The sequence below is a fragment of the Paenibacillus sp. MER 99-2 genome (genome assembly GCF_023714095.1).
Classification (GTDB): Bacteria; Bacillota; Bacilli; order Paenibacillales; family Paenibacillaceae; genus Paenibacillus.
This window is the reverse complement of the sequence record NZ_JAMAUZ010000002.1, coordinates 150,416-177,100: the sequence shown is the minus strand read 5'-3', so window position 1 is coordinate 177,100 and position 26,685 is coordinate 150,416. Positions and strand designations below refer to the sequence as shown.

General features: G+C 46.0%; 24 protein-coding genes. 10 read left to right on the top strand and 14 right to left on the bottom strand.

The genetic code is table 11. The features are described 5' to 3' along the window. Positions 1–96 precede the first annotated feature (96 nt). From M3636_RS11610 to M3636_RS11590, 5 genes are all read left to right on the top strand, one after another. Complete coding sequence (locus M3636_RS11610) at positions 97–606, top strand: RNA polymerase sigma factor (RefSeq protein ID WP_145411207.1); 510 nt, start codon at positions 97–99, stop codon at positions 604–606. A 1-nt stretch (position 607) separates the two neighbouring features. Next, a complete protein-coding gene (locus M3636_RS11605; protein WP_251382621.1) occupies positions 608–1,927 on the top strand; it encodes a DUF4179 domain-containing protein in 1,320 nt (439 codons plus the stop codon). 204 nt (positions 1,928–2,131) lie between these two features. Further along, positions 2,132–2,437, top strand: coding sequence for a hypothetical protein (locus M3636_RS11600; protein ID WP_128100836.1), 306 nt, complete (start codon positions 2,132–2,134; stop codon positions 2,435–2,437). Positions 2,438–2,796: 359 nt separating this feature from the next. Further along, positions 2,797–3,492, top strand: coding sequence for a threonine/serine exporter family protein (locus M3636_RS11595; protein ID WP_251383058.1), 696 nt, complete (start codon positions 2,797–2,799; stop codon positions 3,490–3,492). A gap of 18 nt (positions 3,493–3,510) precedes the next feature. Beyond that, complete coding sequence (locus tag M3636_RS11590) at positions 3,511–3,960, top strand: threonine/serine exporter family protein (RefSeq protein WP_145411203.1); 450 nt, start codon at positions 3,511–3,513, stop codon at positions 3,958–3,960. Between the two features lie 315 nt (positions 3,961–4,275). On the opposite strand, the gene M3636_RS11585 is transcribed toward M3636_RS11590, so the two are convergent. From M3636_RS11585 to M3636_RS11530, 12 genes are all read right to left on the bottom strand, one after another. Next, entirely contained in the window at positions 4,276–6,294 is a 2,019-nt protein-coding gene (locus tag M3636_RS11585; protein ID WP_251382620.1) for a transglycosylase domain-containing protein, read from the bottom strand. 2 nt (positions 6,295–6,296) lie between these two features. Further along, the gene (locus tag M3636_RS11580; RefSeq protein ID WP_251382619.1) at positions 6,297–6,980 is read right to left on the bottom strand and encodes a HAMP domain-containing protein; all 684 of its coding nucleotides are present in this window, start codon (positions 6,978–6,980) and stop codon (positions 6,297–6,299) included. Between the two features lie 374 nt (positions 6,981–7,354). Continuing rightward, entirely contained in the window at positions 7,355–8,506 is a 1,152-nt protein-coding gene (locus M3636_RS11575; protein WP_251382618.1) for a sensor histidine kinase, read from the bottom strand. Positions 8,507–8,566: 60 nt separating this feature from the next. Then, on the bottom strand, positions 8,567–9,286 hold the full coding sequence (locus M3636_RS11570) for a response regulator transcription factor (protein WP_251382617.1): 720 nt from the start codon (positions 9,284–9,286) through the stop codon (positions 8,567–8,569). An 11-nt stretch (positions 9,287–9,297) separates the two neighbouring features. Next, positions 9,298–10,239 (bottom strand): phosphotransferase family protein, encoded by a 942-nt coding sequence (locus M3636_RS11565; protein ID WP_251382616.1) that lies wholly within the window; start codon positions 10,237–10,239, stop codon positions 9,298–9,300. Between the two features lie 207 nt (positions 10,240–10,446). Next, entirely contained in the window at positions 10,447–10,914 is a 468-nt protein-coding gene (locus tag M3636_RS11560; protein WP_251382615.1) for a DinB family protein, read from the bottom strand. 295 nt (positions 10,915–11,209) lie between these two features. Next, positions 11,210–12,154 (bottom strand): YwqG family protein, encoded by a 945-nt coding sequence (locus M3636_RS11555; protein ID WP_251382614.1) that lies wholly within the window; start codon positions 12,152–12,154, stop codon positions 11,210–11,212. 158 nt (positions 12,155–12,312) lie between these two features. Next, positions 12,313–13,593, bottom strand: a complete 1,281-nt coding sequence (locus tag M3636_RS11550; RefSeq protein WP_128100830.1) for an ammonium transporter — start codon at positions 13,591–13,593, stop codon at positions 12,313–12,315. Beyond that, positions 13,590–14,009 (bottom strand): hypothetical protein, encoded by a 420-nt coding sequence (locus tag M3636_RS11545; RefSeq protein ID WP_128100829.1) that lies wholly within the window; start codon positions 14,007–14,009, stop codon positions 13,590–13,592. The genes M3636_RS11550 and M3636_RS11545 overlap by 4 nt, the downstream gene beginning before the upstream one ends. A 513-nt stretch (positions 14,010–14,522) precedes the next feature. Beyond that, on the bottom strand, positions 14,523–15,002 hold the full coding sequence (locus tag M3636_RS11540; protein WP_251382613.1) for a GyrI-like domain-containing protein: 480 nt from the start codon (positions 15,000–15,002) through the stop codon (positions 14,523–14,525). An 83-nt stretch (positions 15,003–15,085) separates the two neighbouring features. Beyond that, on the bottom strand, positions 15,086–15,589 hold the full coding sequence (locus M3636_RS11535; RefSeq protein ID WP_251383057.1) for a GNAT family N-acetyltransferase: 504 nt from the start codon (positions 15,587–15,589) through the stop codon (positions 15,086–15,088). Between the two features lie 188 nt (positions 15,590–15,777). After that, a complete protein-coding gene (locus tag M3636_RS11530; protein ID WP_251382612.1) occupies positions 15,778–16,929 on the bottom strand; it encodes a M23 family metallopeptidase in 1,152 nt (383 codons plus the stop codon). Between the two features lie 217 nt (positions 16,930–17,146). Here M3636_RS11530 and M3636_RS11525 point away from each other — a divergent pair, with 217 nt between their 5' ends. The 3 genes from M3636_RS11525 to thrS all read left to right on the top strand — a co-directional run bounded on the left by M3636_RS11525 (position 17,147) and on the right by thrS (position 22,319). Then, positions 17,147–17,914 carry a response regulator transcription factor gene (locus M3636_RS11525; protein WP_251382611.1) on the top strand — a complete coding sequence of 256 codons (768 nt, stop codon included), beginning with the start codon at positions 17,147–17,149 and terminating at the stop codon, positions 17,912–17,914. Continuing rightward, the gene (locus M3636_RS11520; RefSeq protein ID WP_251382610.1) at positions 17,911–19,689 is read left to right on the top strand and encodes a sensor histidine kinase; all 1,779 of its coding nucleotides are present in this window, start codon (positions 17,911–17,913) and stop codon (positions 19,687–19,689) included. Before M3636_RS11525 ends, M3636_RS11520 begins: the two co-directional genes overlap by 4 nt. A 650-nt stretch (positions 19,690–20,339) precedes the next feature. Beyond that, positions 20,340–22,319: a threonine--tRNA ligase gene (gene thrS / locus M3636_RS11515; RefSeq protein WP_251382609.1), complete on the top strand. Its 1,980-nt coding sequence runs from the start codon at positions 20,340–20,342 to the stop codon at positions 22,317–22,319. Positions 22,320–22,363: 44 nt separating this feature from the next. Here thrS and M3636_RS11510 read toward each other — a convergent pair whose 3' ends face one another. Beyond that, positions 22,364–23,326: an SDR family oxidoreductase gene (locus tag M3636_RS11510; protein ID WP_285858825.1), complete on the bottom strand. Its 963-nt coding sequence runs from the start codon at positions 23,324–23,326 to the stop codon at positions 22,364–22,366. A 172-nt stretch (positions 23,327–23,498) separates the two neighbouring features. On the opposite strand from M3636_RS11510, the gene M3636_RS11505 reads away from it, so the two are divergent. Together M3636_RS11505 and M3636_RS11500 are read left to right on the top strand one after the other, a co-directional pair. Then, positions 23,499–24,062: a hypothetical protein gene (locus M3636_RS11505; protein ID WP_251382608.1), complete on the top strand. Its 564-nt coding sequence runs from the start codon at positions 23,499–23,501 to the stop codon at positions 24,060–24,062. Between the two features lie 96 nt (positions 24,063–24,158). Continuing rightward, positions 24,159–24,896, top strand: coding sequence for an MBL fold metallo-hydrolase (locus tag M3636_RS11500; protein ID WP_251382607.1), 738 nt, complete (start codon positions 24,159–24,161; stop codon positions 24,894–24,896). Between the two features lie 489 nt (positions 24,897–25,385). On the opposite strand, the gene M3636_RS11495 is transcribed toward M3636_RS11500, so the two are convergent. Then, positions 25,386–26,597: a PQQ-dependent sugar dehydrogenase gene (locus M3636_RS11495; protein WP_251382606.1), complete on the bottom strand. Its 1,212-nt coding sequence runs from the start codon at positions 26,595–26,597 to the stop codon at positions 25,386–25,388. Positions 26,598–26,685 lie beyond the last annotated feature (88 nt).

Genomic DNA, 26,685 nt, shown 5'->3' with positions numbered 1-26,685 from the left:
TCAATCAAACGAATTAATATTTTTTTGGAAAATTCAAGAACCGTTTGGCGATCTGCGCCGTCTAATACGCAATACACCCACGAAAGGAGGAGCCATGTGACCCCTGCCGAGCTTACCGTTGCCGCACAACAAGGGGATGCCGAAGCTTTTGCAGTCTTAATGGAAATGCATCAGAGCCGATTATATCGAATCGCCTATGCGTATCTGCATAACGAAGCCGATGCACTGGAAGCGATACAGGAATCCACCTATAGAGCCTTTCGCAAGGTCAAAAAGTTAAAAGAGCCGTCCTACTTCGGCACCTGGTTAATCCGCATTCTCCTCAATTATTGTGCCGATGAACGCAAACGCAAAAGCCGATTCAGCCAGATTACCGATATTCAGGAATCCAGTAGCTGGGATCAACCCGAAGACCCTGACTTGGCTGCTGCCGTATCTTCATTGGATCGAGATTGCAAACAGATTATTATCCTGAGTTATTTTGAAGGTTTCTCGTTAACAGAAGTTGCAGAAATTCTTGAAATTCCGACTGGCACCGTAAAATCACGACTGCATCGAGCACTCGGGCAGCTCCGTGACCAACTAGGAACGAAAGGAGATACATAATATGTCTGATGAAATGAACCCTGTAGAAGACCTTGAAGAACGACTTCATCGTCGCAAATTAGAATATGATGCCCTGTCCGTACCCGAAGCCGCCACGCAGCAGGCTGTGCAAGCTGGCATTCGTAAAGCTACGCGCCAGCGTAAATCCCGGCTTCGCTGGAAAATGAGCTCCGTGTCAGCCGCTGTGATCATTCTTATTTTTACCGGGTGTATCCGGGTGTCCCCTGCTTTTGCTTCGTTCGTAGAGCAATTGCCCGGTATGGATGGAATTGTGAGTCTTATTCGTCAGGACAAAGGACTGATGATGGCAATCGATCAATCCCTATTACAGAAGGTGGGTATCACTGACGAGCATAATGGTTCTTCTGTGACTATTGAAGGGATTATTACGGATGAGTCACGCATGGTTATTTTCTATACGATGAAAGGCATTCAAAGCCCAGATAACCATATGTACGATATCAAATTATTAGATAAAAACGGTGAGGATCTTCCCGTTGGATTTAGTTATTCGTACCCTAATCCAACATCAGACCAGGATATCTATGAGAATATGATCAATGTTTCCTTTACCGAATCTCTACCTCCACGAGAGTTAACCGTAGTGTTTAAAGAAAGAAAAGAAGCTGACGCAAACGAGTGGAGAATTACATTTCCCGTCGATCACAGCTTAACCCAAGGCATGAAAAGGGTTATCCCTGTTAACGAAACCTTAGTTGTAGATGGTCAGCAAATTAATGTAAACCAAGCTACGTTATATCCAACTCGGCTTGTGCTGGACATGACCTATGATCCGAAGAATACCAAAAAGATATTTGGCATTGATGATCTACAGCTCGTGGATGAGCAAGGTAGAGTATGGACAACAAAAGAAGCATCGCTTCCCGAGGATGGGATGTCTGCTTTCTTCGAAAGTATGTATTTCTCTATTCCAAAAAAACTGACCTTACATGCGTCTGGGATTAGAGCCGTGGACAAAGATAAACTGCACATTCAAATTGATCCAACATCGGGTAAGATCGAGGGTGGTCCACAGAATTTGAAATTCCTTAAGAAAGAAATTAAAGGTAATGATATGATACTGCACTTCAATATTACAGATTCTGAGAATGCCAACTCAGGTTTGTCATTTACCAATATTAAGGATAACAAAGGAAAGGCGTTTGAGATTAAAGGAGTTAGCTGGTATCCGTCCGATGCTGAAGCATCTATTACCATCGAGAATGGTGCTTCTGCCCAAGGCGCTCTGGATATGGAGTTATTCTCATACCCGGTACTAAGCCCATCACCGTTCTCAGTTGATATTCCGGTGAATCCATAGGTTCATTGATACTGATCTAGAAACTTAGCTACTTCATCGGAAGTCATTGCATTGATGATCTGTGAAGATGGGAGCACCTATCTTGACCTCTCCGTTGGCGTATTTATGGAATAATGCTGGTGTAGTCATGCTGGTGTAGTCACCTTTTATAGGCAGGTGCATACCTTGAAGTAAGAAGTTTACTCGAAGGAAGGGTTGTGCATCATGTCTGAGTCTACATCTACACCGTCGACACGCGTCGTCTATCAGGCGAATACACCTATGCTTCAATCCGTACACAGCGTGCGGAATATGATTCATCATACAGCTCGGCAACATATCGGCAAGAAGGTTCAAGTTCAGAATATCGACGGTCAAGTATGGGAAGGTGTTGTCATTAGCGCAGACCGGGGGATATTATATCTTCAAGTTACGCCGATGCATGGCTATCCTGAGCCACGAGCTTTGTTTGGCCCAACGATTTTGCCATTAGTGCTGTATGAGCTGTTAGTCATTACTTTGTTGATGTAACAGTTCAACTTTTGAAGTTTCATCTGTAAGTTGAATTCATGTTCACAGTTTAACATGGCTCCGTTTCGGCCCTACGGGTATTGAAGCGGAGCCTTTCCATTAGTTTATCGTGTAAATTCGTGCTGCTTATAAAGGTGTTCACCCATTCGTGCAGTATGTTTCCGTCCTCTCGTGTGAATTATGATACAATGGTGTCGGCTTAAGCCCTATCTTATAAGAAACGGAGTATGATCCGGTTGAAATACATACCGCATGACCCTCCCCCCATCCCTCAGCCTGAGACGGAATTGGCGGGGAATAGTACAGCAGCATCAGAACAATCGCGCGTGATTGCCACTTGTCTGCTCGCAGGAAAAATCATGCTACAGAGCGGTGGGGAAACCTACCGTGTAGAAGATACGATGAAACGTATGGCTGCTGCGCTTGGATTACCCCATTCGCATAGTTATGTTGTGCCTACAGGCATTTTTTTCTCAGTGGATGCAACTGAACCGGCCAAACTCATTCGCATCTCCGAACGAACAACGGATCTGCACAAGGTATCCGAGGTGAATGCCATATCACGGCGAATTGGACAAGGTGAGTTATCCGCCATCGATGCCTACGGATTGTTACAACAAATCGAAGGACAGCCCTCCTCGTACTCCTTTGCCGTGCAGCTTACGGCTGCTGCATTATCTAGCGGCTGTTTTACGATTATGTTTGGCGGAGGCTGGGGTGATTTTATCCCCGCACTGATCTGCGGTGGCACCGGTTATGCAGCAGTGATTGCCTTTCACCGACTGGTGCTGGTCAAATTCTTTGCCGAGCTAACGGCTTCATTTTTGATCGGTATACTGGCACTGTTGCTGGTCTATCTTGGCATAGGCCACGAGTTGGACAAAATTATTATCGGCTCTGTCATGCCGCTCGTACCTGGATTACTTATCACCAACGCTGTACGGGATTTAATGGCAGGTCATCTCGTGTCTGGGTTATCTAAGGGAGCCGAGGCATTCCTAACCGCGTTTGCCATCGGCACAGGTATAGCCGTTGTATTTTCACTTTTTATGTAAGACGAAGGAGTGCAGACGATGCTTCATTTTATAGAACAAGCCTTGACCAGCTTTGTTGCTTCGGCAGCGTTCGGAATTATCTTCAACGCCCCGCGGCGAATGTTGTTACACGGTGGCTTTGTCGGTATGATTGGTTGGATCATTTATGTGGTGCTGGAGTATGCAGCCGATGCAGTTCCTGCTACACTTGCTGCCACGATTGCAGTTGGTGTGATCAGTCAGTTATTCTCCCGGATGTTCCGTTCACCTGTCATTATTTTCAGCGTAGCCGGTATTATCCCCCTCGTACCAGGTGGACTGGCTTACAATGCGATGCGTAGTTTTGTGCAAAATGATTATAATGCCGCCGTAGAGCTTGCCGCCAAAGCACTCATGTTATCCGGCGCCATCGCCGTTGGACTTGTATTGTCCGAGGTTCTGAATCAGATGATTCGACGTACACCGCAGTTATTCCGAACTAAATCCTAACAGCACCAATGTTGTAGCAACAACGTAGTTAGGTTAGATTTGTTACAATAAAAAAACCAGGAACATTACTGCTCAACACTCCGTTGGTAAATTGTTCTCCTCTTAGAGGTCGCCTGTTCCCCCTAAATCATTGATTTAAAGGTCGTTCAAAAAAGTCTGCAGCCGAACACGCACTTTTAGTTTGAGCAGATGAAATTCGGGGATACAGGCGAAGCTTATGCTCCTGATGTAACTTTCTGCTCGAATACTTTCAGAAAAATCCAATTGTTGGAAGTTCTCTTTCTTCCAGAAAGCTCTTCACCTCTTCGCATTTCTCTAAGGCAACGCGCGCTTCATGACTGATGCAAACAAATTCGCCGCCGCTCTGCTGCTTGCTCGCATATAATGTTCTGCATCCGTATGATCAAACCCCATCCACACTGCTGCAGTCCACTTATTCGTATAACCTACAAACCACAGATCCCGATTCGCCTCCTTCTTCACGCCAGGCAGTGCAGCCTGTGTTGTGCCTGTTTTTCCCGCTACCTGGTATCCATGTAATTGTGCCCTGCTTCCAGTACCATGACTAACTACATTCTGTAACATAGCGGTCATAACACGGGCTGTATTGGGAGAAATGACCTGCTGATTCTCAGCCTTACGCACATATATGTTCCGTCCCTGTGCATCGGTAATTTCTCGAATGAGGTGTGCGGTGTTGAATCTTCCTTGGTTCGCAAATACGGAGTAAGCCTGAGCCATCTTCAAAGGAGATACCCCCTGATGCAATCCCCCAAGAGCACTCGACAAATGAAGATCTTCTTGACCCAGCTCAATTCCCAAATGCGCAGCAAACTGGCGGGCACGCTGTATCCCAGTCTCGTTTAGCAACCATACTGCCGGTGCATTCACTGACTTCCGGAGCGCTTCAGTCATCGTGATTGAATCTTGATAACGTTCTCCCAGATTACTCGGTTGATAGCTACCATATCGTACTCGTTTGTCCTGTAAGATGCTGTTTGCATTGAATTTCCCCGATTCCAGCGCTGGCCCATACGCAATAATAGGTTTAAATGCCGAGCCAGGCTGCCGGGCATCTCTAGTGGCTCGATTCATGTCACCTCTTCGTGGATTACGTCCCCCCATCATCGCTTTTACTTCTCCATTTCGTTGATCGATAATGACCATGCTTGCCTGAACACGTTCATCAGCGCGGTCATCTGTGAAGTGAGTAGATTGGCGAAACTCCTCTTCCATCGCTGACTGGGCACGACTGTTCAATCCAGTATGAATGACCCAGCCTGAAGATTGAATATCCGAGATACTTTTGCCAGTTAACTGCGAGGCCTCCTGTATGACCGCATCTATAGCAGAAGCGTAAGCAGGCTGGGATGCAGGCGAATTCATTGAAGCTGTAGTAGCCGGAGGCACATAATCCACTTTGCGGGCTTCCTGCATTTGTTTTCTCGTAATGATTCCTTGTTCATGCATAAGTGTGAGCACGACCGCACGTCGATCCTTGGATAAACCTGCGTCATCTATAGGATTATAGATGGATGGTCCTTTGGGAATCCCTGCTAGCGTGGCGACCTGCCAAAGCTCTAATTGACGCAGATCCTTAATGCCAAAATAACGCCAAGCCGCTGCTTTTACACCATATTGCCCCTGTCCCATGTAAATCTGATTCAGATACGACTCCAGAATGTCATCCTTTGCATATTTTTTCTCTATCGCCATGGCGATGGACATTTCATTCACTTTGCGCACCCAAGTTTTGTCTCCATTCAGATATAGGTTTCTGGCTAGCTGCTGCGTAATAGAGCTTCCTCCCTGACTCAGATCAAGGTTAATCACATCCTGTACCACCGCTCTCCCAATACCGATGTAGTCAAATCCATCGTGCTTATAGAAGCGTCGATCCTCAGTGGCTAGAAAAGCCTGCTTCAAAATATCCGGCATTTCGCTTAAGTCTGCATGTACTGCATAGCCATTTTTACCAGCTTGTAGCCGGGTTATTTCTGCTCCCTCTGAATTCAGAATGGTCGTTGAGGATATTTTGGAAGTTATAACGGGATGACTTCGGATCATACGTTCACCATAGATCACCATGTACATGTATCCAATGAATAACATCATCACGATAACGACAGATGCATCAAAAGCAACATATATGCCCCGTTTCACTTTATAATTGAGCTTCAGTCTTCGCCGTAATCCGAGTACTCCCTTTGCAGTGGAGTCTTCTAGTCTAGATAATTTCTCACGCATGATCGGTGCATGCTCTCGCGTACTCATTTCGGAATTTTTTTCTGCATGTCGATTAGAGCTCGCCTTGGGTATCATCTCAAATTTCAATGTTAATCCCCCTTGCTCACCTGCTGTTGCAACGCTGCAATATCGAGGGCTTGTTGAAGGTTTAATGTTTTCTGATACGTCAATCGAACCCAATGTTGGAGCTCAGCTTCATCCCGGTACCGTCCTTCGATAATGGTTTCAAGAGAAGCGAGAATGCTATAGATGGTAAGTTTCACGGGTAAGTCTACCTCTACGATGTTAGTCTGGACGTTTGCGATATCCTCATTGTTGGCTTTCTGTCTCTCATTCCAGTCATCCTCGCTTTCACGCCCTGATCCATTCATTCGCTCCTGTCCCCTCTGAAAGGCAATCTCGTTCAACTGAGCAGCAATCTGGCGCAGTTCTCCACCACTCAGAACCTCAATGCGTTCACCCGTCTCCCCATTCGCTAAAGCATGGGTCATTTGGGAAATACGTTGAAGGTCGTCCGACATTTTCTGTGATCGAATCCAGAAGAATGTTAAGAATAAAGCTGCTCCGATGACGATCACGATGGGCCGAGTCCCAATATTATGAATTCCCCAGCGAATGAGCTGAGGTAACCATGACGTTCCCCCGGCAGATAGGTGATTAAGCACGAATCGTAACATTTGATAAACGACAAAAAGGAGCACCGCGCTAAGCAGCGCACTTGCTCCACAGATGTATATGTATCGCGATCTAACCGTACGTAGTAATGAATTCATATCGGTATCCTCCTCAATGTAGATATCTAACTTCGATCATTGAGTTTAGGATACCGTGTACTTCTTAATAAAAATGTAATTAACTTCTTATCATTTTCTTAACATGCGTTAAACTAATCACCCTCATACGATTGTGCTATATAAATTGAATTAAAGAATGGTTACACTTGCCACTTCGATGACAGAATAACCTTCCGATCGCTGTTATCCCCAGATTTTTTTGATTTCCTTTTCCAAAGGTAAAATCCAGGGATAAAGGCGAACGCTCCGCTTCTCCATGTTATTTCTGTCCTCTCCGTTCTCGTGTATATGTTTAGTTCAATTTATATAGAAGCTACAAGCACATTTAACATAGCTAAAATTGTATAGTTCATCTAAGAACGGGGAGCATGAATGTCTGCTGACTGAGCACTTGCAAGTGGCGAGGCTATTGGAAAGCGAGTCACAAAATCGGTTCTACCGTTATCGCTATATGCCGCGATCGTGCCGTGATGTAGCTCTATCATGGATTTGGCAATGGCCAGCCCAAGACCAGTACCTCCTGTTTCGCGGGAGCGAGACTTGTCCACCCGATAGAATCGGTCAAATAAATAAGGCAAATCCTGTGCTGGGATCGGGTCACCGTAATTGCTAATTCGCACGACAGCTTCTTGTCCTTCGAGACCAAGTCCAATCTCCATAACCTTTCCTTTGGAGCCATAACGAACGGCATTACTAAATAGGTTCTCATATGCACGCACTAATTCTCCCGGTGCAGCCTCAATCCATAATGGTTCCTGTCCACCGACAAACGTATACGTCATGCCTGCCTCTTCTAACATAGGTGTGAATTCCTCGGCAAGCTGCATCAGAAACGAGTTTAGATTCAGTGTGGTCATAGATAAAGGCAGATTCCCACCACTTACCCGGGTATATTCAAATAAATCATCAATGAGCTTCCTTAACGTCAGGGACTTCTCATAAGCAATACTAACGTAATAACGCATTTCAATCTCATCCTGGTAACGATCCTTCTCGATGTATTCCAGAAACCCAAGAATCGAAGTTAATGGCGTTCTTAGATCATGAGATACACCTGTAATCAGATCATTTTTGGCGGCAACTGCATTCCGTTCCTCTTCCAGCGATATTTGCAATTGCTCTGCCATCTGATTGATGCTGGCTGCAACTACACCGAATTCGTCAGATGACTTCACTTCAATTCGATGCGATAGCTCCCCCTTGGCAACCTCTTGTATTCCCGCTGTGATTTCATTCAAAACCATGATCGTCCTGCGTGTGAACAAGAAAAAGAACAGTACAAACCCCAAAATGCCAATCACCATCATCAAAGGTATAGATCCAATGTTGTTGATTAGCCATCGCACTGCCCGTGCAGGAATTGAATAATTGGGATAGGTCTGTGCTGCCAGGATCGATTGAACAACCTTGCTGCCCCCATACAAAATAGCCGCTGTCAGTATGCCGCTCAGCAGAAATGCATAGATAAATTTCCAACGAACTGTATTAATCAATGTTGAATTCATCTCAGGTACTCCCTGTTCAGGTCTTTGGCAGTTGTATAATACTGCTCATGCAATTGCTCATTACGGCTTAACCATCTTGTAGCCTACACCCCACACGGTCTGTATGAACTTCGGATGTTTGCTGTCCATCTCGATCTTCTCACGAATCTTGCGTATATGCACCATAACGGTGTTGTTCGACTCCATGAACTCTTCCTTCCAGACCTGTTGGTAGATCTGCTCCATACTCAGCACGGAACCCTGATGACGTGCCAACAGCTCCAGAATCGCGAACTCGCGGGGAGTTAGACGAACCGACTGCTCATCCACCCACACTTCATGTGTATCTGTATTAATAACAAGATCATCAATGACTAGCTCATGCTCTGTTTTCTCTCGACCTTCATTAAACGTATGGTACCTACGAAGCTGAGATTTCGCCCTAGCGACAAGTTCAAGTGGGTTAAACGGCTTGGTCACATAATCGTCAGCTCCGATGCTAAGCCCTGTTATTTTATCCATATCCATGCTTTTGGCAGACAGCATAATGATTGGCATCTTCTGTTCTTCCCTGATCTTCATGCACGCTTCAATGCCGTCCATATTCGGCATCATGACATCGAGGATAATGAGGTCAACCCGCTCATTCTTCAATTGTGCAAGGGCTTCGACACCATCATGTGCTGTAAGCACGCGATAACCTTCATTGCCAAAATAAATCTCCATGAGTTTAATAATCTCCTGCTCATCATCCACAAGCAGAATAGTTGCTGGATGTGCCACGGCATTGTTCCTTTCCATTCTGTCCCGAATCAGTAATTCTTCACATTATACCATCTAGGAATCAATCTGCGAAAATCATCATGATCCTCCCGAACTCGCTCAACCTTAGCCATCATATCCTCCGTTTCTTCCGGCTTCACTTGTTGAATCCAGACCACAGAAGATATAAGTGCCATTGCCATATACAGAGAATACATTCGCCAGAAGAGTTCATCCGGATCTCCCCCGTTGAAGTACCCCTGAATCTGTCCAATCGAATATGGCGTACTTGTCTCCGAAGCAAATAGACCCAGCTTAAGAAACTCATGAACTGGATCACCCTGATCATAACGATTAAAATCAATAACTCCCGCAAACCTTTCGTCCTTCACGATCAGATTCCCTGGATGAAAGTCATCATGCTGAAATCGATCAGGACGGTTCTTCATGTACTTCATATTCTCTTCAATAAATGCAAATATAGCCTGATCATGCTGCATACGAACAGGGCAATGATAATATTTATCTACGTAGCGCTGATGCTTATGACTCTTACGTGCATACCAGGATTCTGCAGGCTCTTCGATCTGCAATTCATGCATACGTTGCAGTTGTTCTCCTGCTTCAATCCCAATGCTCCACTGCTTCTGTTCATCCATTCGAGGCAGAACCTCTTCCGCATCTTCCCCCTCGATGTAGCTCAGCAGCATATACCCTTGTTGCTCGTTCAGTTGACCTATACCAATCGCTTGTGGGCAACGAACTCCCCTCCGGTGTAATTCAGCAATGATCCGGTACTCTGTCTGCTTCGCATGATGCTGAGACCATCCATAAGTCCGCAACAAGCAGCTTTCTCCTCCAGACCGTTGGACTTTAAATTTCGAATCAGTCGAATAGCCTTTGTGGATTGGTTCAATCATCGAAGCCCCCTGTAGTTCAGGAATCTTCGCCATCATCTCTGGCAAAATATCATATGTATCCTGCTTATCCATCTTGCAACCCTCCGTTGGTTAACGATTTGCATTTCTTCCCGCACAGCAAATAAACTGCATGTGTGCCTGAGAGATACCTCGCCGGTGAGTGTCTACGTTTCCCTTGAAGAAGCTTATCTTCCGTATTCGACCTTACCTTCTATGTATTCGATGATTCACAAAATGTATCCTTCATTTGTCATGCATTGGATCGCACTAACCTTTAATCTATTCAAATAACTTCACCTTGAGATCTTTTCCCGTCATGTTGAGCATCGTATACAACTGCCCCCTGTGATGGTATACATGCCCCATAATTTCTAGCAACCATTCCAGCCGGCTATACGAAGCACCCCAATACGAATCAGTCACTTGCAACAGTTCCTCTGTATTAAACTGCCTATACCGCTGATACAGATACATCTGATTGTCCACGAGAGCTTGCTTGATCTGACATAAAGTAAGTGGATTGTTCTGTTCGTAAAAGGCAGCCATATCCTCTTCGGACGCGCCTTCTGATATGTATACATCCGCTCGGCAAATGACCGATAGATGGGATAGCAACTCTCCAACAGGTCTCTTGCCTTCAATGGGAGTTAACTTTAAATCTTGCTCAGACAGCTGGTCACATATATCAATAAGTGAAGTCACTGCCACGTCGATATGTTTAAATGCAGATTGAATCAACAGCCACACTTCCTTTTCGTTCCATTATACAGAACATATGATCGGTTTACAACCAACATATTCCTCCTTCATATATAAACCACTGTTAGAGGAAATCTAACAATCACAAATAAAAAAAAGCCCCTCTACCCTCTAATAGACGGGTTTCGGGACATTTTGTTGCTTATAAAGGTTGTTTAAAAAGTCCGCTTTTAATTCGGTATTGAAAATACCGACCTTTTGAACACACAATTATATTTCATTTCTTTCAGAGAATTTCCTATTTGAATTGCACGCTTATTATAAGAATAAATACGATTCTGCCTCAGCTAGAATATAAGGAGCAATACGTTTGATCGAAACGACCTGCCAACAGATCAGACTTGCGAATGAAAAATTGCAATTCTCCGCAATCCCACCACTGGAAACCAATTTCGTCATGTGTATCAATCTTCAACAGTAGCAGTGTATCCTCAAGTTCTTGCAGAACTCGGCTATGATCACCACCGTAATGTGCGGTTAGCTTATCCTCACATGCCTTTTCGTCATAACCATACTCTTCACCAGTCGCAATCTGCAGCAGCGCTTGATGTTCGGCATCCGGATGCTGACCATCTGGATAACCGAACATACCGCCCCAGTTCTTCGAACTCGGATGATTCCAATGCGATTCAAAGTCCAGATATCGGTCATACAGGTCAATATTCGCTTCACCTTCTTGCTGGTCTGCAGGTTGTGTAACAACCGCTGCACTCAGCGCATTAGAGTCAACATATGCATATGTAGGAAACTCAAGGTTCGGCAGTACAGTTACGGCATGACCTACAAAATCAGCTTCATCTAGAGCTGTGCTGCCTTCCGGTTCACGTTTTACCAAATGGCGAGCATCCGGCTCAAATATCACACGATGTTCAATATTATAAGCGGGTTCATCCACACCAACGAAGAAGTACAGCATCCCTCGCTCCGGCAAACTTCCACGCCCATCATTTGGTGTATAAGGCGACAGATCCACAAGGTTCAACTGTGCCAAAAAAGTCATCGGTACACCTTCCTGCGTCACAGGCCATTCCATTTTCTCAGGCAGATCAGGATTCCCACCAACTCGCGAATTGCCCGTTCTACGATACTCATCAATCGTGGACACATCGAGGCGAATGCCCCAGCGGCCAGATGCTAGGAGCATGTCGGAAACTTCACCCAATCCATACTCTTCTAGTGTTTTGCGAGCTTTGTTTGTCAAGCGTTCACATTGTTCAGGCTTAATCATCAAGATCCTCCCCTTCAGACATTACAATACATCTATGGTGAGACATATTCAGGTTCACACCTGTATATTCTTCCGCCACGACATCTTTCCCTGCCTAATTGTAAAAATCAATAGAACTGAAACATAGAAGTTATAAAAAAAGACCAGCGGCATAGCCGTTAGTCTCTATTATTATCTCGAAAAGCACGCATGTGCTCTTCTCCATCCAGAAATTCATGAGATTGATGAGCTGCCATCACCCCGTGGTAACTGATGTCCAGACCCAGATCCTCCTCTTCTTCTGTCGAACGAACAGGTACAATCTTGCCAATAAGTTTCAGTCCGAACCAGGTCATGACAAAACCCCAGACAACGAGAGCAACCAGGCCGAGTGTTTGAACACCAAGTAGTCTCCAGCCTCCACCGGTGAACAAACCTCCATCAGTTGCAAATAGCCCTACCGCAATCGTGCCCCACATGCCTGATACAGCATGCACAGGGAAAGCACCTACAGGATCATCAATCTGCCGGCGATCAAGCCAGTTCGTTGCAGCCATCATGAGCAGACCGGACACCGCTCCAATAAAGATCGCAGCCATATCGCCTACAAAAGCACAACCTGCCGTAATGCCGACGAGCCCGGCAAGCGATCCATTAATGACCGAAGGCGCGTCTGAACGATTGAAACGAAATAACGTATACAGCAAGGTTGCTGCTCCGCCAGAAGCGGCCGATAACATGGTCACAATAGCAATGTGCCCGATCCTTACATCTGTTGCACTCAGTGTACTTCCCGCATTAAAACCAAACCATCCAAACCACAGTAGAAAGGCTCCTACCGAGGCTAACGGCAAGTTACTTGGTAGCGCAATTGCACTCACACCAAGTGGTGTGTACTTCCCTTTACGTGGGCCAATGATAATCGCAGCGGCCAAGGCAGAGAATCCACCCAAGGCATGAATAACTGCAGATCCCGCAAAATCCTGCATACCCAGTTGGCTGAGCCAGCCACCGCCCCAAGCCCAGTGACCACCAATCGGATAAATAATCGCAGTCATCAGGATGATATAGAGCAGGTAGGCACGGAAGTTAATCCGTTCAGCTACAGCACCAGATACAATTGAAATGACAGCGATTGTGAATGCGGCCTGGAACAGCCAGAACGTCTCTAATGAGACCGGTACGTCGATGTGAGATAGATCCCCATTTAAGAAGAAGCCGGTAACACCAGCCAATCCACCAACATCTGAACCGTACATCAGACCAAAGCCAATCGCATAGAACAACAATGTACCAATCGTAATGTCAGCAAATACTTTCATAATAATGTTCACACTATTTTTGTAACGTACAAAACCAGCCTCTAACAGGGCGAAGCCGCCCTCCATCAACAAGATCATGGCCGCGCTCAGTACGACCCAGACCGTATCAATTCCCGTGCTTAAACTCTCCAGCGTCATGCTTGTACATCCTCCGTTTCACGTAGCTGCCTAATCTCGCGGATGGTATCGGGCGGAAGCTCGATCTCATCTCGCTCAATGCTGTCAGGATGTTGAATTCGTTCTATCATGCGATCCAGATCTCGGATGCGCCTTCTAATTTGCTCCATTTTACGAAAACGTTCCTTCACCTGAACCATATATTCTACGGCCTGATGATGCGAAGCTGGGCGTCCTGCGAACCATTTACGCACCGGGGATAATGACTGGTATGCCACTTCTTCCGCACGTTTCTTCTGCTCGAATTGTTCAATTTTATGTTTGAGAGTATCTATTTCATTTTCTTTTTTGACCTTAAGCTGCTCCATAAGGTACAATAAATCGGACGATGATATTTGCAATGCTGTATGGTGATACACCTCGTCAATTACTAACATATCATGTCAGGACTCCTTACATATCAAGTTACTTGCTACCGATTATAGAATGCCATAGTCTAACCGTCAATCCTTTTTTGGTGATGGTAATCATTGAGAGAAGCCCGTTGGATGACAACGAGCTTTTTTTTGTATCATTAAATACCTCTAACAGTGCGTGTTCAAAAAGGCTGGTTTTCAGTACCCAGAAGATGGGATGAAGCTAGAAATGGAGTAGCGGAGCGTAGATTAAGCTACGTGAGCAACTACATTGTTTCCGAAGGAAACAAACTTCGTAAGCCTCCACTTATTTCGGCTGAATCCCATATTCGATGCTGAGATGCGGCTCGCGCATCCTTCGTAATCAAAAGCGGACTTTTTGAACAACCTCTAACAGCCATATTCTAGGCAAATATAAGTACGGCATCCCTCTTCTACACAAGTTCTCATCATACGGACCCTTCTTAACAAAAAAACTCCGACACGCTATTTAGGCGTATCAGAGTTTTCATGTCATATAGTTTCCCACAACCTCTAAATAGGAACATAAATGTGGATCTGAGTATCTGTGTCCCCAGACAGCATGGCTTCTGTCCAGTGTTCCATATCAAACGCACGAGGCTCATCATACCCGTTATCGGCAAGCCAATCATTGACAGCCTGATACGTATCATCAATCTCAGCTTCTGACCCTGCGTGTATAAATCGTATAAAGCGCCCTGCTGGCACAGTGTGCGTAATCATCTCATCAGAGATCTGTTGAGATTCCTGGGCTTCTATCGCAACAATATGAGTGAACACCACATCTGGCGTCCACTCCACGTCCGGATAGATCTGGATAAGGTACATCCCGGCATACGTATGGTTTGAGATCTGCGGAGCATTCAGCTTCAACTTCGTGCGTAATCCTCCCACAATATTCCCCTGAATGTCCTCGTTCAGACTTGCCTGCGCCTGGTACCCCACCAGCTTGAGCTCAGGTTTCACTACAATTTCAATATCATCTAGTAACATAACGAAACTGCCTCCCTTCGGCCGCAATTCATTCGATATCCCGTTCAAGGATAAACTTTCCATGATGCACCATGATGAGCTATCTATATTTTCTTACCTAAAATCGCTAGATCTCGGTTCACCCCATCTAATACAGCTACTTCCGGGTAATACCCCCATTGCTCAAAACCATGCTTACGTAGTAAACCGATGCTAGGTTCGTTATGTCCAAAGACAAAACCTAAAATAGTGGTAATTCCGAGTGGCGGGCACGCAGCAAAGATGGTATTCAGCAGTCGGCTGCCTGCGCCAATTCCCCGGCAATTTTGATCCACGTATACACTCACTTCCACAGTCCCATTATAGGCAGGCCGTCCATAAAAAGAGCTCAAACTTGCCCAGGCTACAACCTGTCCTTCTTGCCTCATCACCCATAGTGGACGATGATCGGATGAATGTTCCTCAAACCACGGAATGCGCTGTTCAACCGTTATCGGCTCCAAATCCGCTGTCACCATACGACTCTCAATCGTCGAGTTATAAATCTCCACAATTCTTGGCAAATCCTCAATGCGGGCATACTCAATCTGCACACGATCTAACATCATCATAACGCCTCCATCATCCAGTCCAATCCGACTTTATGACGATATTATAACGGGATATAGACGCAATCGTCACCCATAATATTTGTATAGTTGCACATAGAAGAAAACAGGCGATAGATTAAGGATTGCCTCCTTCCTATCGCCTTTGATCGAGAAATGCTCTAAGCCATTATGGGATTAAGCAGAAGCTACCTCGCTTGAATGGTGTTACCACGTGTTAACTGCTGACTCTGATCTGCCCAGCGAATGTTGATCGAGCGTGAGGTGAACAAATCAGCCCCATCGGATACTTGGAAATGCAAATGCGCTTCACTGGAATTACCTGAGTTGCCTAACTCTCCAATGAGGTCTCCTTGCTTCACTTTATCCCCTTTCTTAACCGCTACGCTGCCTTCCTTCAAATGCGCCGTAATGCTGTACTCGTCATTCCCATGGTCAATAACTACGAAGTTACCGGCTGGTTCTTCAGCATTCATCACACCTGGTGTGTTGTCCGGGATATCATTCTTAATCTCCACGACTGTTCCGTCCGCGGCAGCGTAGAGCGGCTCACCAAAAGCATAATAATTTTCATTTTTGGTCGAATCATCTTGATAACTGAAATTGCCCTTCGTTCGAACGATATCAAGTGCATAGCGCTGAGTCTCATGCTCATAATGGTAGTTGGACAGAACATCATTGCCTCCCCAAAATACAAACCAGTCGCCCTTCATCGGGAACTGGAACTCCGTTTGGGTAAACTTGTTATCTGTATCCTCATGAGCTTCCAAAGTATGAATGGATAAACCTTCAATTTGTGTTTCTGAGAAATAAGCACGAATAGCTTTCGTTCCAGTTGCATCCTTCCAGACACGCTCAGTTAAATTATTCATTTGCACATCTACCACTTGGTCAAGCGTAGTTACCCCCTGCAAAAAACTGTCGGCAGATGATTTGAACTCCTCCAGCGATACCGCTTCCTTCAGTGCAGGGCTCATCTGACTATAGATATCATCTTTCGAACCATTCAACAATGTATCCAAGAAGTTATCTGGTGTAATCACAGCTTGCACCTCTGTTCCGGATTGTTTTTCAGCACCCTCTAGCTTATCATTCTCTTTATTTTCAACTACTGGAGTAGAACCGGATGTCTGCTCTGCGGACTGTTCCCCTGCCTGATCAGATGAAACATTACTGCTACAAGCAGAGAGAATCATACAGGCTGCCAGTGACATTGCAAATAACTTCCAGGTCTTCTTGGACTGAGATCTCACTTGTGCAGCATTTTTGGATTTCGAATCTGTGGTTGCTTTATCTTTCCGTTGCCTCGTACGCTCAAGTTCTTCATGTATATTGTTCATTGTTCCACACCCCTTATTAAAATCGTCATCTCTTGCAGTTAACTCTACAGAATGAATCTTATCCTGCGTCTAACATATGCTTACACCTAACATAACTCTTTGACTTCCACGGAACTCATAATTAAGATTCTGTTAAGATAGCGCATGCTCCAGATCACCGATCTTAGTGATATGATGAACTGAGCCAGACAGAAGCCTAAGGAGGTCACTTTCAAGCATGAATCACGTCTCATTACTCCTTGTAGATGATGAACAAGCCATATTACATATGCTTCGCACCGTTCTGCTGAAAGAGCAGTTTATTGATATCGATACCGTTACAACAGGTGAAGCAGCACTCGAAGCCTGCAAAAGCAAAACCTATCATTGCATCGTGCTGGATGTCATGCTTCCGGGGAAAAGTGGACTCGAAATCTGCCCATTCCTGCGAGAGGTAACCGATGCACCCATTCTGTTCCTCACCGCCAAAACAACAGATTATGACAAGTTAACTGGATTCGCTGTGGGCGGTGACGATTATGTCGTCAAACCCTTTAATCCACTCGAAGTCGTCGCCCGAATCAAGTCACTACTCAAGCGTTACTTGCCTTCTAAGATAGGGAATGATTCAAACAGCTCAAACACAAAAAATGACGTAATTACGCCACATTCGAGTCTCCAAGAAAATATCTATGATTTTGGACGATTCCAGGTGTTGGAACATGCCGGAGAGCTACGAGTCGAGGGAGTGAACGTTACCTGCCCGGCACTTGTATATCAGTTGCTGCTCTTTTTCTGTAAGCATCCCAATCGTATTTTCACCAAGTCTGAATTATATGAACGAGTCTGGGGATCGGAAGCCATTAGTGACGACAATACCGTTATGGTTCACATCCATCGCATTCGGGAACGAATTGAGGCAGACCCTTCCACGCCAGAATTTCTAGTCAACGTACGAGGTCTCGGATACAAGCTCATTAAGCCTGAGCAGGTTCCACAATTATGAGCATTCGGCGCAGGTTGATGACCCGATTTATCGGTATGCTCGCTGGCGCCGTTCTTTTGATAATAATACTTGGATCAGCTGCGACATATTGGGTAGTGCAAAAGGTGAATGAAGTGAACCTAGTCGATGATTTTGCGACCACAGGTCTAGATCAATTAATTGATACCGCAAAAATCTCGTCTGATGGCACCGTTCACTATGCCCCCGATCTTCTGAAGCAGGTGGAGCAAAATCAAGGGTGGCTGCAAATGCTTGATGATAAAGGTAAGGTTATCGATGCCTTTCATACCCCCTCCGATATTCCGACTCACTATGCACCAGGAGAGCTAATCTCTTATTGGCAAGGAACCAAGCCATTTCCTTATCAGATCGTCATGGTCATTCGAGAAAGACACGGCATTGTTTTTACATTGTTATATGGAGAACGCAGTCTAGCCAAACCCTTACTTAACGAGGTTCATCAGACTAGCACCTTTACCAACGGCAAGCTTCTCATAGCGCCAGAACAACAAGCGTCCATTCGTGCTGACAAGGCTTATCTTCAACTACTCGATTCCTCTGGCAAGGAGCTAGATTCCTATAACAAACCTACAATAGGTGTGCCGAGCGAATATAACATTCAGGATCTCGTTTTGCGTGCCCGCTACCCTAGCCGGTATGGAGCATTCACAGCCACTTTATATGATGAACAGACCGGAACGACTTGGATGATCAGTGTCCCTAGCGGTTTGTCGGCAGCGGAAGACGAGAGAAATCCCTATACGTTTATATGGGAGCCAGCGCTGCTGGTGTTGGTTTTGTCCGTAATTATGTTGTTAATCCTGCTTGCTTTATGGTACGCCAATCGTTTCGGTTCCCCGATGCTGCACATGCTCCAATGGCTACAACGACTGGAAAAGGGTAATTACGAAGAGCCTACTGGGCTCAATGGCATACCTCGCAGTCAACGACGTAATGGCAAATGGAAGCGGAAATATCGTGTATATGCCGAAGTGCTGCACTCGATGCAAATGTTATCCAGCACGCTGAAACAAGACGAGGAACTTCGCAAACAAACGGAATCTCTTCGCGAGGAATGGATTGCAGGCATCACACATGATCTGAAGACCCCTTTATCCTCTATACAGGGCTATGCCCACATGCTTGAAGCAGATAAATATAGCTGGTCTCAAGAAGAAGTACGCGAGTTCGCTGCAATCATGTTGGACAAATCCATGTATATGGATCGGTTGGTCAATGATCTTGCCACGACCTACCGCTTACGCAGCGGTGGATATCAACCAGAGGTAGAACGAACTGACGTGAATACGCTACTTCATGATCTCGTTAAACGGGCCGAACGTAATCCAGCCTATGGGCAAGGTCGCATCCAGTTTCAACCAGCACCAACTCCTGTCTATGGGCAGGTCCACATCCCTTCGTTTGAACGAATTGTAGATAATCTGACCGCCAACGCTCTGCTGCATAACCCTATAGACACCAAGCTCATCGTCAGCGTGCATGCTGGGCAACGAGATGGAGAATTCAGTATACAGTTTGCCGATAATGGGAGAGGTATGGATGCGGAGACGGTATGGAAGTTATTCGAACGTTATTATCGCGGAACAGATACGGGAACTCCTGATGTGGGATCTGGGCTAGGCATGGCTGTGACCAAGAGTCTGATCGAGGCGATGAAGGGTCGAATTGAAGTTCATTCCGCACCCGGGCAGGGCACACAGATTCAATTGATCTGGGATGGGACTTTACATGGCTCTCAAAATAAAATCACTTGACCTTTGAAATTTCAATCTATATAATCGACACTCAAGTAACACCTGTTTCCCAAAAAATTGATATGGCATCCTCCGCAATGGACGGATCAACCTTATCATTTCGTATATTTGGCGATGACCAGAGACATGATTCCGCTTGCGTGCTGCCCAGAGAGAGAAGGGATTGGTGAAACCTTCTTCAGCGAACGAAACGGCGTTACCCCTCTGCAGCCGTGATCTCGAACCACCCCTTTAAGAGGTTGTTCAAAAAGTCCGCTTTTGATTACGAAGGATGCCCTAGCGGCATCTCAGCATCGAAGATGGGATTCAGCCGAAATGTCCGTTGCTCACGTAGCTTAATCTACGCTCCGCTACTCCATTTCTATCTTCATCCCATCTTCTTGGTACTGAAAACCGACCTTTTTGAACACGCATTTTAAGCAACAAGTTCCTATTCGAATTCGGAGCTTACATGGGCCAGTAGAGTTCACCGCCTAATCCCCGTTAACGGATTCCAATGAGGGTTATGATGTTTCCTGTATCCGGCGGCTGGCCGAATAAGGATGGCTTCATAACCAAATTAGGGTGGAACCACGAGCTAAGCGCACTCGTCCCTTTTCCGGGACGGGTGTTTTTTGCGCTTCTAATTTGAAAATTGGAGTGTGGTTCACATGAATAATCAGGAACAATTCAATGCATCTAGCCAAGCAAAAGCAAATGATGCAAGTCAGTCAAATCAGCGCATTGAAGTCCGTCTCCAAGGTGGAGCAGTACGGGATTACCATGCAGGCGTTACTGTAGGAGAAGTCGCTTCGTCCATCCGTATAAGTCTGGGTAAACAGGCTGTAGGAGGTATTGTGAATGGGCAACATGTCGATCTGGATCGACAGCTTGAAGAGGACTGCGAGCTTATTATCGTTACACTCGAAAGCGACGAAGGTCTTCAACGTTATCGTCACACTACTGCGCATGTTCTGGCTCAGGCAATCCAACGAATTTACGGTGCAGAGCACGTAAAACTTGGCATCGGCCCTGTCATTGCCGACGGATTCTATTACGATGTGGATTTGGAGCACGCCCTCTCCATTCATGATCTCGCAGTTATTGAACAGGAGATGCACAAGATTGTGCGGGAAAATTGGAAAATTAATCGTCGCGTCGTTAACCGCGAACAGGCTCTTGAGATTTTTGCCGATATGCAGGATCCATACAAGCTGGAGTTGATTCATGATTTACCTGCAGACGCAGAAATTTCGTTGTATGAACAAGGTGAGTTTCTCGATCTATGCCGTGGTCCACATCTTCCGTCAACTGGCCGCATCAAAGCCTTTAAGCTGCTTCATGTCGCAGGCGCGTACTGGCGAGGTAACTCGGACAATAAAATGCTTCAACGGATATACGGCACTGCCTTTCCAAACCAAGCACAACTGGATGAGCACTTGCACATGCTTGAAGAAGCGAAGAAACGAGATCATCGGAAACTAGGCAAAGAGCTGGAGCTATTCATGTTCTCGGAGGAAGCACCCGGCATGCCGTTCTATCTCCCCAAAGGCATGACTATCCGTACTGAGCTGGAGAATTTCTCCCGTGAATTACAGCTACAAGAAGGATATCAGGAAGTTCGCACTCCGCTCATGATGAATAATCGGCTGTGGGAGCAATCCGGTCACTGGGAGCATTACAAAGACAATATGTACTTCTCCGAGGTGGACAATGCTACGTTTGCACTGAAACCGATGAACTGCCCAGGGCATATGCTGATTTTCAAAAACAAGCTTCATTCCTATCGCGAATTACCTATTCGCATGATGGAATTCGGTCAGGTTCATCGCCACGAGTACTCGGGTGCGTTAAACGGAATGATGCGTGTACGGACATTCTGTCAGGATGATGCTCATCTGTATGTCTTGCCCGAACAGATCGAAGAAGAGATTAACCGTGCGATCTCGTTAATTGGACGCATGTACGATATTTTCGGATTCGAATATAGCATTGAGCTGTCCACACGACCACAAGACTCCATGGGGTCAGAGGAATTATGGGATCAAGCGGAACGTGCACTGCAAAATGTGCTGGATCGGCGCGGAGTCAGCTACCGCATTAACGAAGGAGATGGCGCATTCTATGGCCCCAAAATCGACTTCCATATCCTCGATGCACTGAAACGCAGCTGGCAATGTGGAACAATCCAGCTTGATTTCCAGATGCCAGAGAAGTTCGACCTCACTTACATCGGTGAAGATCGTCTGAAGCACCGTCCGGTCGTCATTCACCGTGCCATCTACGGTTCCATTGATCGTTTCATCGGCATTCTTACGGAGCATTTCGCAGGTGCGTTCCCTCTATGGCTTGCACCAGTGCAAGTGAAGCTACTCCCTGTGTCAGACCATTACGCCGAGTATGCTCTAGAAGTGCAACAAGCGCTGCGAGTAGCAGGAATTCGTGTGGAGACAGACTTGCGTAACGAGAAGCTGGGGTACAAAATTCGTGAGGCTCAGATGGAGAAAGTGCCCTTCTCCCTCGTCCTTGGTGAGAATGAAAAAAATGCCTCGTCAGCCTCTGTCCGTGCGTACGGTCAGGGTGATCAAGGCATTCTACGCATAGACGATCTCATTCAACAAATTCATGAAGCTGTGCAAGCCAAAAGATAAAGCATTCAGCATGCTAGATTATCATGTAATTCAATGACAGGGCATTACAATTGTTCGCTCGGCTCAAGCCTTACTTGCTGCTCGCTCCACGTCCAGAATCGTTCGGCTACAGCATCGTCTGTGGCGTGGGCTTGTAGTGTCTGCTCCTGCTGCTGGTAGAAGTACTTGCCAGTCACACCTGCAACTTCGGGACTGGTTGCCAAGTAGACTGCCGTTTTTGCCCCCTCCTCGGGGGTAAGAAAGAACGGTAGCTTGCCCACAACAGCCATAATACGGGTCCCAAATCCGGTATTACGATCAACACCAATACTTGTACCAACCGCACCGGGGTGCAGACAGTTAACGGTTATTCGGCTATCGGCTACTTTGCGAGCCAGAACCCGAGTGAATAACACATTGGCGAGCTTGGACTGAGCATAGCCCTTGATCGGGTTGTACCTTTTATGTAAATGCGGGTCTTCAAAGTGAATCTTGCCTGCTTTGTATGCACCGGATGATACATTCACAATCCGCCCCTGCTCTGCACGTCGCAACGGTGGAATCAGGAGAAGTGTTAGTAGGAAGTGACCCAGGTGGTTAATCCCTATACTCTGCTCAAAACCATCTGAGGTCTCCTTACGCTTCACCATGACCACACCGGCATTATTCACTAACACACCCAGCGTGTCATAACGCTCATTAAACGAATGGGCAAAGCGACGGATGCTATCCAATGAACCGAGATCACACAGCATCAGTTCAATAGTAGTGGAACCAGACTGACGAAGCGCTTCCTGAAGCGCCTGTTGTCCACGTTGCTCACTGCGACATGCCATGATCACATGATAACCTTTTCGTGCAAGCTCTATTGTGGTCGCTAGCCCCATGCCGGAGTTCGCCCCCGTTACAATCGCGATCTGATTCGTCTTATGATCGGCGTTGGGATTGGATGTTGGTTTGGACGTTGGATTGGGTGTTGAATCAGTCTCTGGATTGGACACAGTGTTGGAAACGATGTTGGACATCATAACACTTCCCTTCTTAACTAAGGCTTGAATGAGTATGAATTTGACCCGTACGGAATGACTTTTTGAGCCTATGAAGACAATGTGAGATAATAGAAGTGTGTGTTCACAAAGGATGGTTCACACCAACCTCTAGAAGTATCACGATCTGATCCTATATAGGAGGCTATGACTTATGCTAACCAAACAAGACTTCAAAAAATTAAAAAAAGAAGCTAAGCATGAGATCAAATGGATTGAACAGGAGTATGAACGGCTCCAGCAAAAGGATGATAGGGCCCTGCTTAAGAAACATGACCTATGGGATGAGGAAGAGATCCATCGACTTAGTCATGATCGCAAGGATCGGAAGTATGCTTCATGGACGATTGAACTATGCTCCATCATTGAACAATGGTTACTTCGCCTATATGAACAAACCTTTCAAAAAACATTCAATTCGGTTCAACTCATGAAAACTCCTGCATACCGATCTTTATCTAATATTGAGATTCTTCAGGCAGAATTGAAAAGCCAACACATTGCTGTGAAGCCAGGGTCAGAGAATGACGATGACGAACTAGCCAAGTTATTCAAAGCGCGAAACAGACTGATTCATTCCAACTTCACCTTCGCCTCAATCGTCGGACAGGATAGTAATGCAGAACAAACGCTAGAATCGATCTTGAATACCATTAAACAATACAGAAAACACTTAAAGTACGAAATTCCAGTTCTAAGTACTGCAAAGATGAACTGAACTTGGTACCTACCTGTCATTCTGACAGCATACCATTTTCAGTACTCAATATAAGCAACATACTAACTAGGGAGGTGCTCCGGAACAATTCCGGTAATGAATATGAATCTACAACCTATTGATATCACCATTCTTCATCTTAACATTCCTACACCCACTGGTAACAGTCCGATCCATCCCGTCATGTTGCGCGATGAAGATGGAATTACACTGGTGGATACAGGCATGATTGGACAGTTTGCCGAACTGCAATCTGCACTTGAAGAAGCGGGTGCAAAGCTTCATGAAATTAAACGCATTATTATCACGCATCAGGATATCGACCATATCGGTAATCTTGGTGCCCTAGTCGAAGCCGTACCTGACGTCGAAATCTGGGCACATGCAGATGAAATCCCCTATCTTCAAGGCAAACTTCCATTGATCAAATTCACTCCTGAACGTAGAGCGATGTTAGCTCCACCTACATTGGAACTAGCTGAACAACTGCTCTCCGGGCTTCCTTCACTGCACATCGCTCGTATTCTGGAGGATGGGGACATGCTACCCTTACAAGGAGGGGTTCAGGTCATTCATACACCGGGTCATACTCCTGGACATATCTGCTTGTACTTCCGTGAGAAGCAATTTCTACTCGCAGCCGACGAGCTTCGTGTAGTTGATGACGAGTTGGTAGGCCCTGCTCCTCCAGCAACACCGGACATGCCCGAGGCACTGCGCAGCCTGAAACGTTTAATCGGCTTGAAAATCGATACCGTGCTGTGCTACCACGGCGGTGAATACACCGAGGCTCCAAGTGAGCGAGTGGCCGAACTCGCCGAGCTTGGTGAATAAGTTAGTTGATACAGACAGTACATCGTCACACGGACAGGCGACTTCTTACCTGTAATGGCATATCTACAGAGATGTAATAAATGAATGAAGGGGCTGTCCATAAGTCATGAAGATGACGGGGACAGCCCCTTTAGCGTTATTTGGATGTAAGGAATCTGAAACACGCTATTCGCGCCCATTTCCCCGGATCTGAGATCTAATGAATCACAGAGGCGTTATTTCGTCGATTCACTCGATTTTTTAGGTTTTGAGAACGTGTTATGACGGAATAACGTTACTCAGGTTCGTTAAATCTTGCATATGCAAATAATTCACCTATTAAGACGCGGTAGGTTCGTTAGCGCTTGGAGCGAAGAGGAACTCTATATGAGTTAGCCCCTTTTTTCGTAAATTGCATATTGTTCATAAATTGTTTATTGAATGTGTTGGCATTAGTAACTTAAGTTTGAGACCTGGCAAGCCGCCCTATCAAGCCATTAGAATATCGGGTTACTTCGCTTGATCCAGTGGGGTAAGCACAATTAGCTTATCATCGCCATCACGTGGGGAGCCACGACCATCCCGATTATTTGTGAGTACATAGATCTGTCCGTCTGCTCCAGTCGTTACATTCCGAATGCGTCCCCATTCATCTTCAAAAACAGGTTCAACCTGATCGACTTGCGTTCCGTCCTCGGATAGCGTGATCTTCAACAGTTGTTCCCCACGCAGATTAGCCGCAATTAAGGAGCCTGCCCAGGGCCCTTCCTCAATATAAGCAACACCCGAGGGAGCCCAGGTATCATTGTCACTATGTGCAAGCGGAGCCTGATACTCGCTATTATTATGATCATCACCCTCTACCTCAGGCCAACCATAATTAGCGCCCGCTTCAATTCGGTTGATCTCATCTAAATTTCGCTGACCATGCTCGGTCGCATAGAGATAACCATTGTCCGGATTCCATGTAAGTCCCTGCGCATTACGGTGACCCATACTATACACAGGTGAATTCCATGGGTTATCGGCAGGGATCGAACCGTCGAGACCAATTCGTAATATTTTGCCGCCTAGGTTGTCCTGATCCTGTGCCAGCTCTGGTTCATACCGCTCACCTGTTGTGATATAGAGCAGATTGTCCGGGCCGATCTTGATGCGCCCACCATTATGATTCACACCGCCAGGGATATCACCGAGCAATTCCTTGTCGATGACTGCTGTCCCATCACTCACCTTCAAGCGCAATACACGATTGGCAATGTTATCGCCTTCAATGTACGAATGATAGGCATACAGATAACCGTTATCCTCAAACTCCGGGTCAGCAGCAAGCCCTAGTAGCCCACCCTCGCCTTCCTCATTAAACGGGGCTGTGAATTCAATCAATGGTTCAGACAATAATTCGCCATCCTCAATGACCCGAATTGTACCTGGACGCTCGGTTACAAACATACGGCCATCGGATACTTCAACGAGTTCCCACGGCGCATTAAGCCCTTCCACCAGAACTGAAGTTTCATAAGGAATAACTGCATTCTCCTGTGCTTCATTTTCATTGTTCTCTACGCTAGTAGTACCGCCATTAGCTGTCTGTCCCTGACCTCCGCCTGCGCCCTGAGACATTGGCTGCGATCCTGCGGAGCCATCACCTGAAGCACACGCAGTTAATAACGCCACGCTTAATAGCGAAGCATACAGAGGAACGCTTAAGCGATTATTCATGTATACCTCTCCCTTCGAATTGGAATGAATGGATATGAGTTCATATTTAAGGAGTTACGGATATTACCACAATCTTGACCGTTAACTC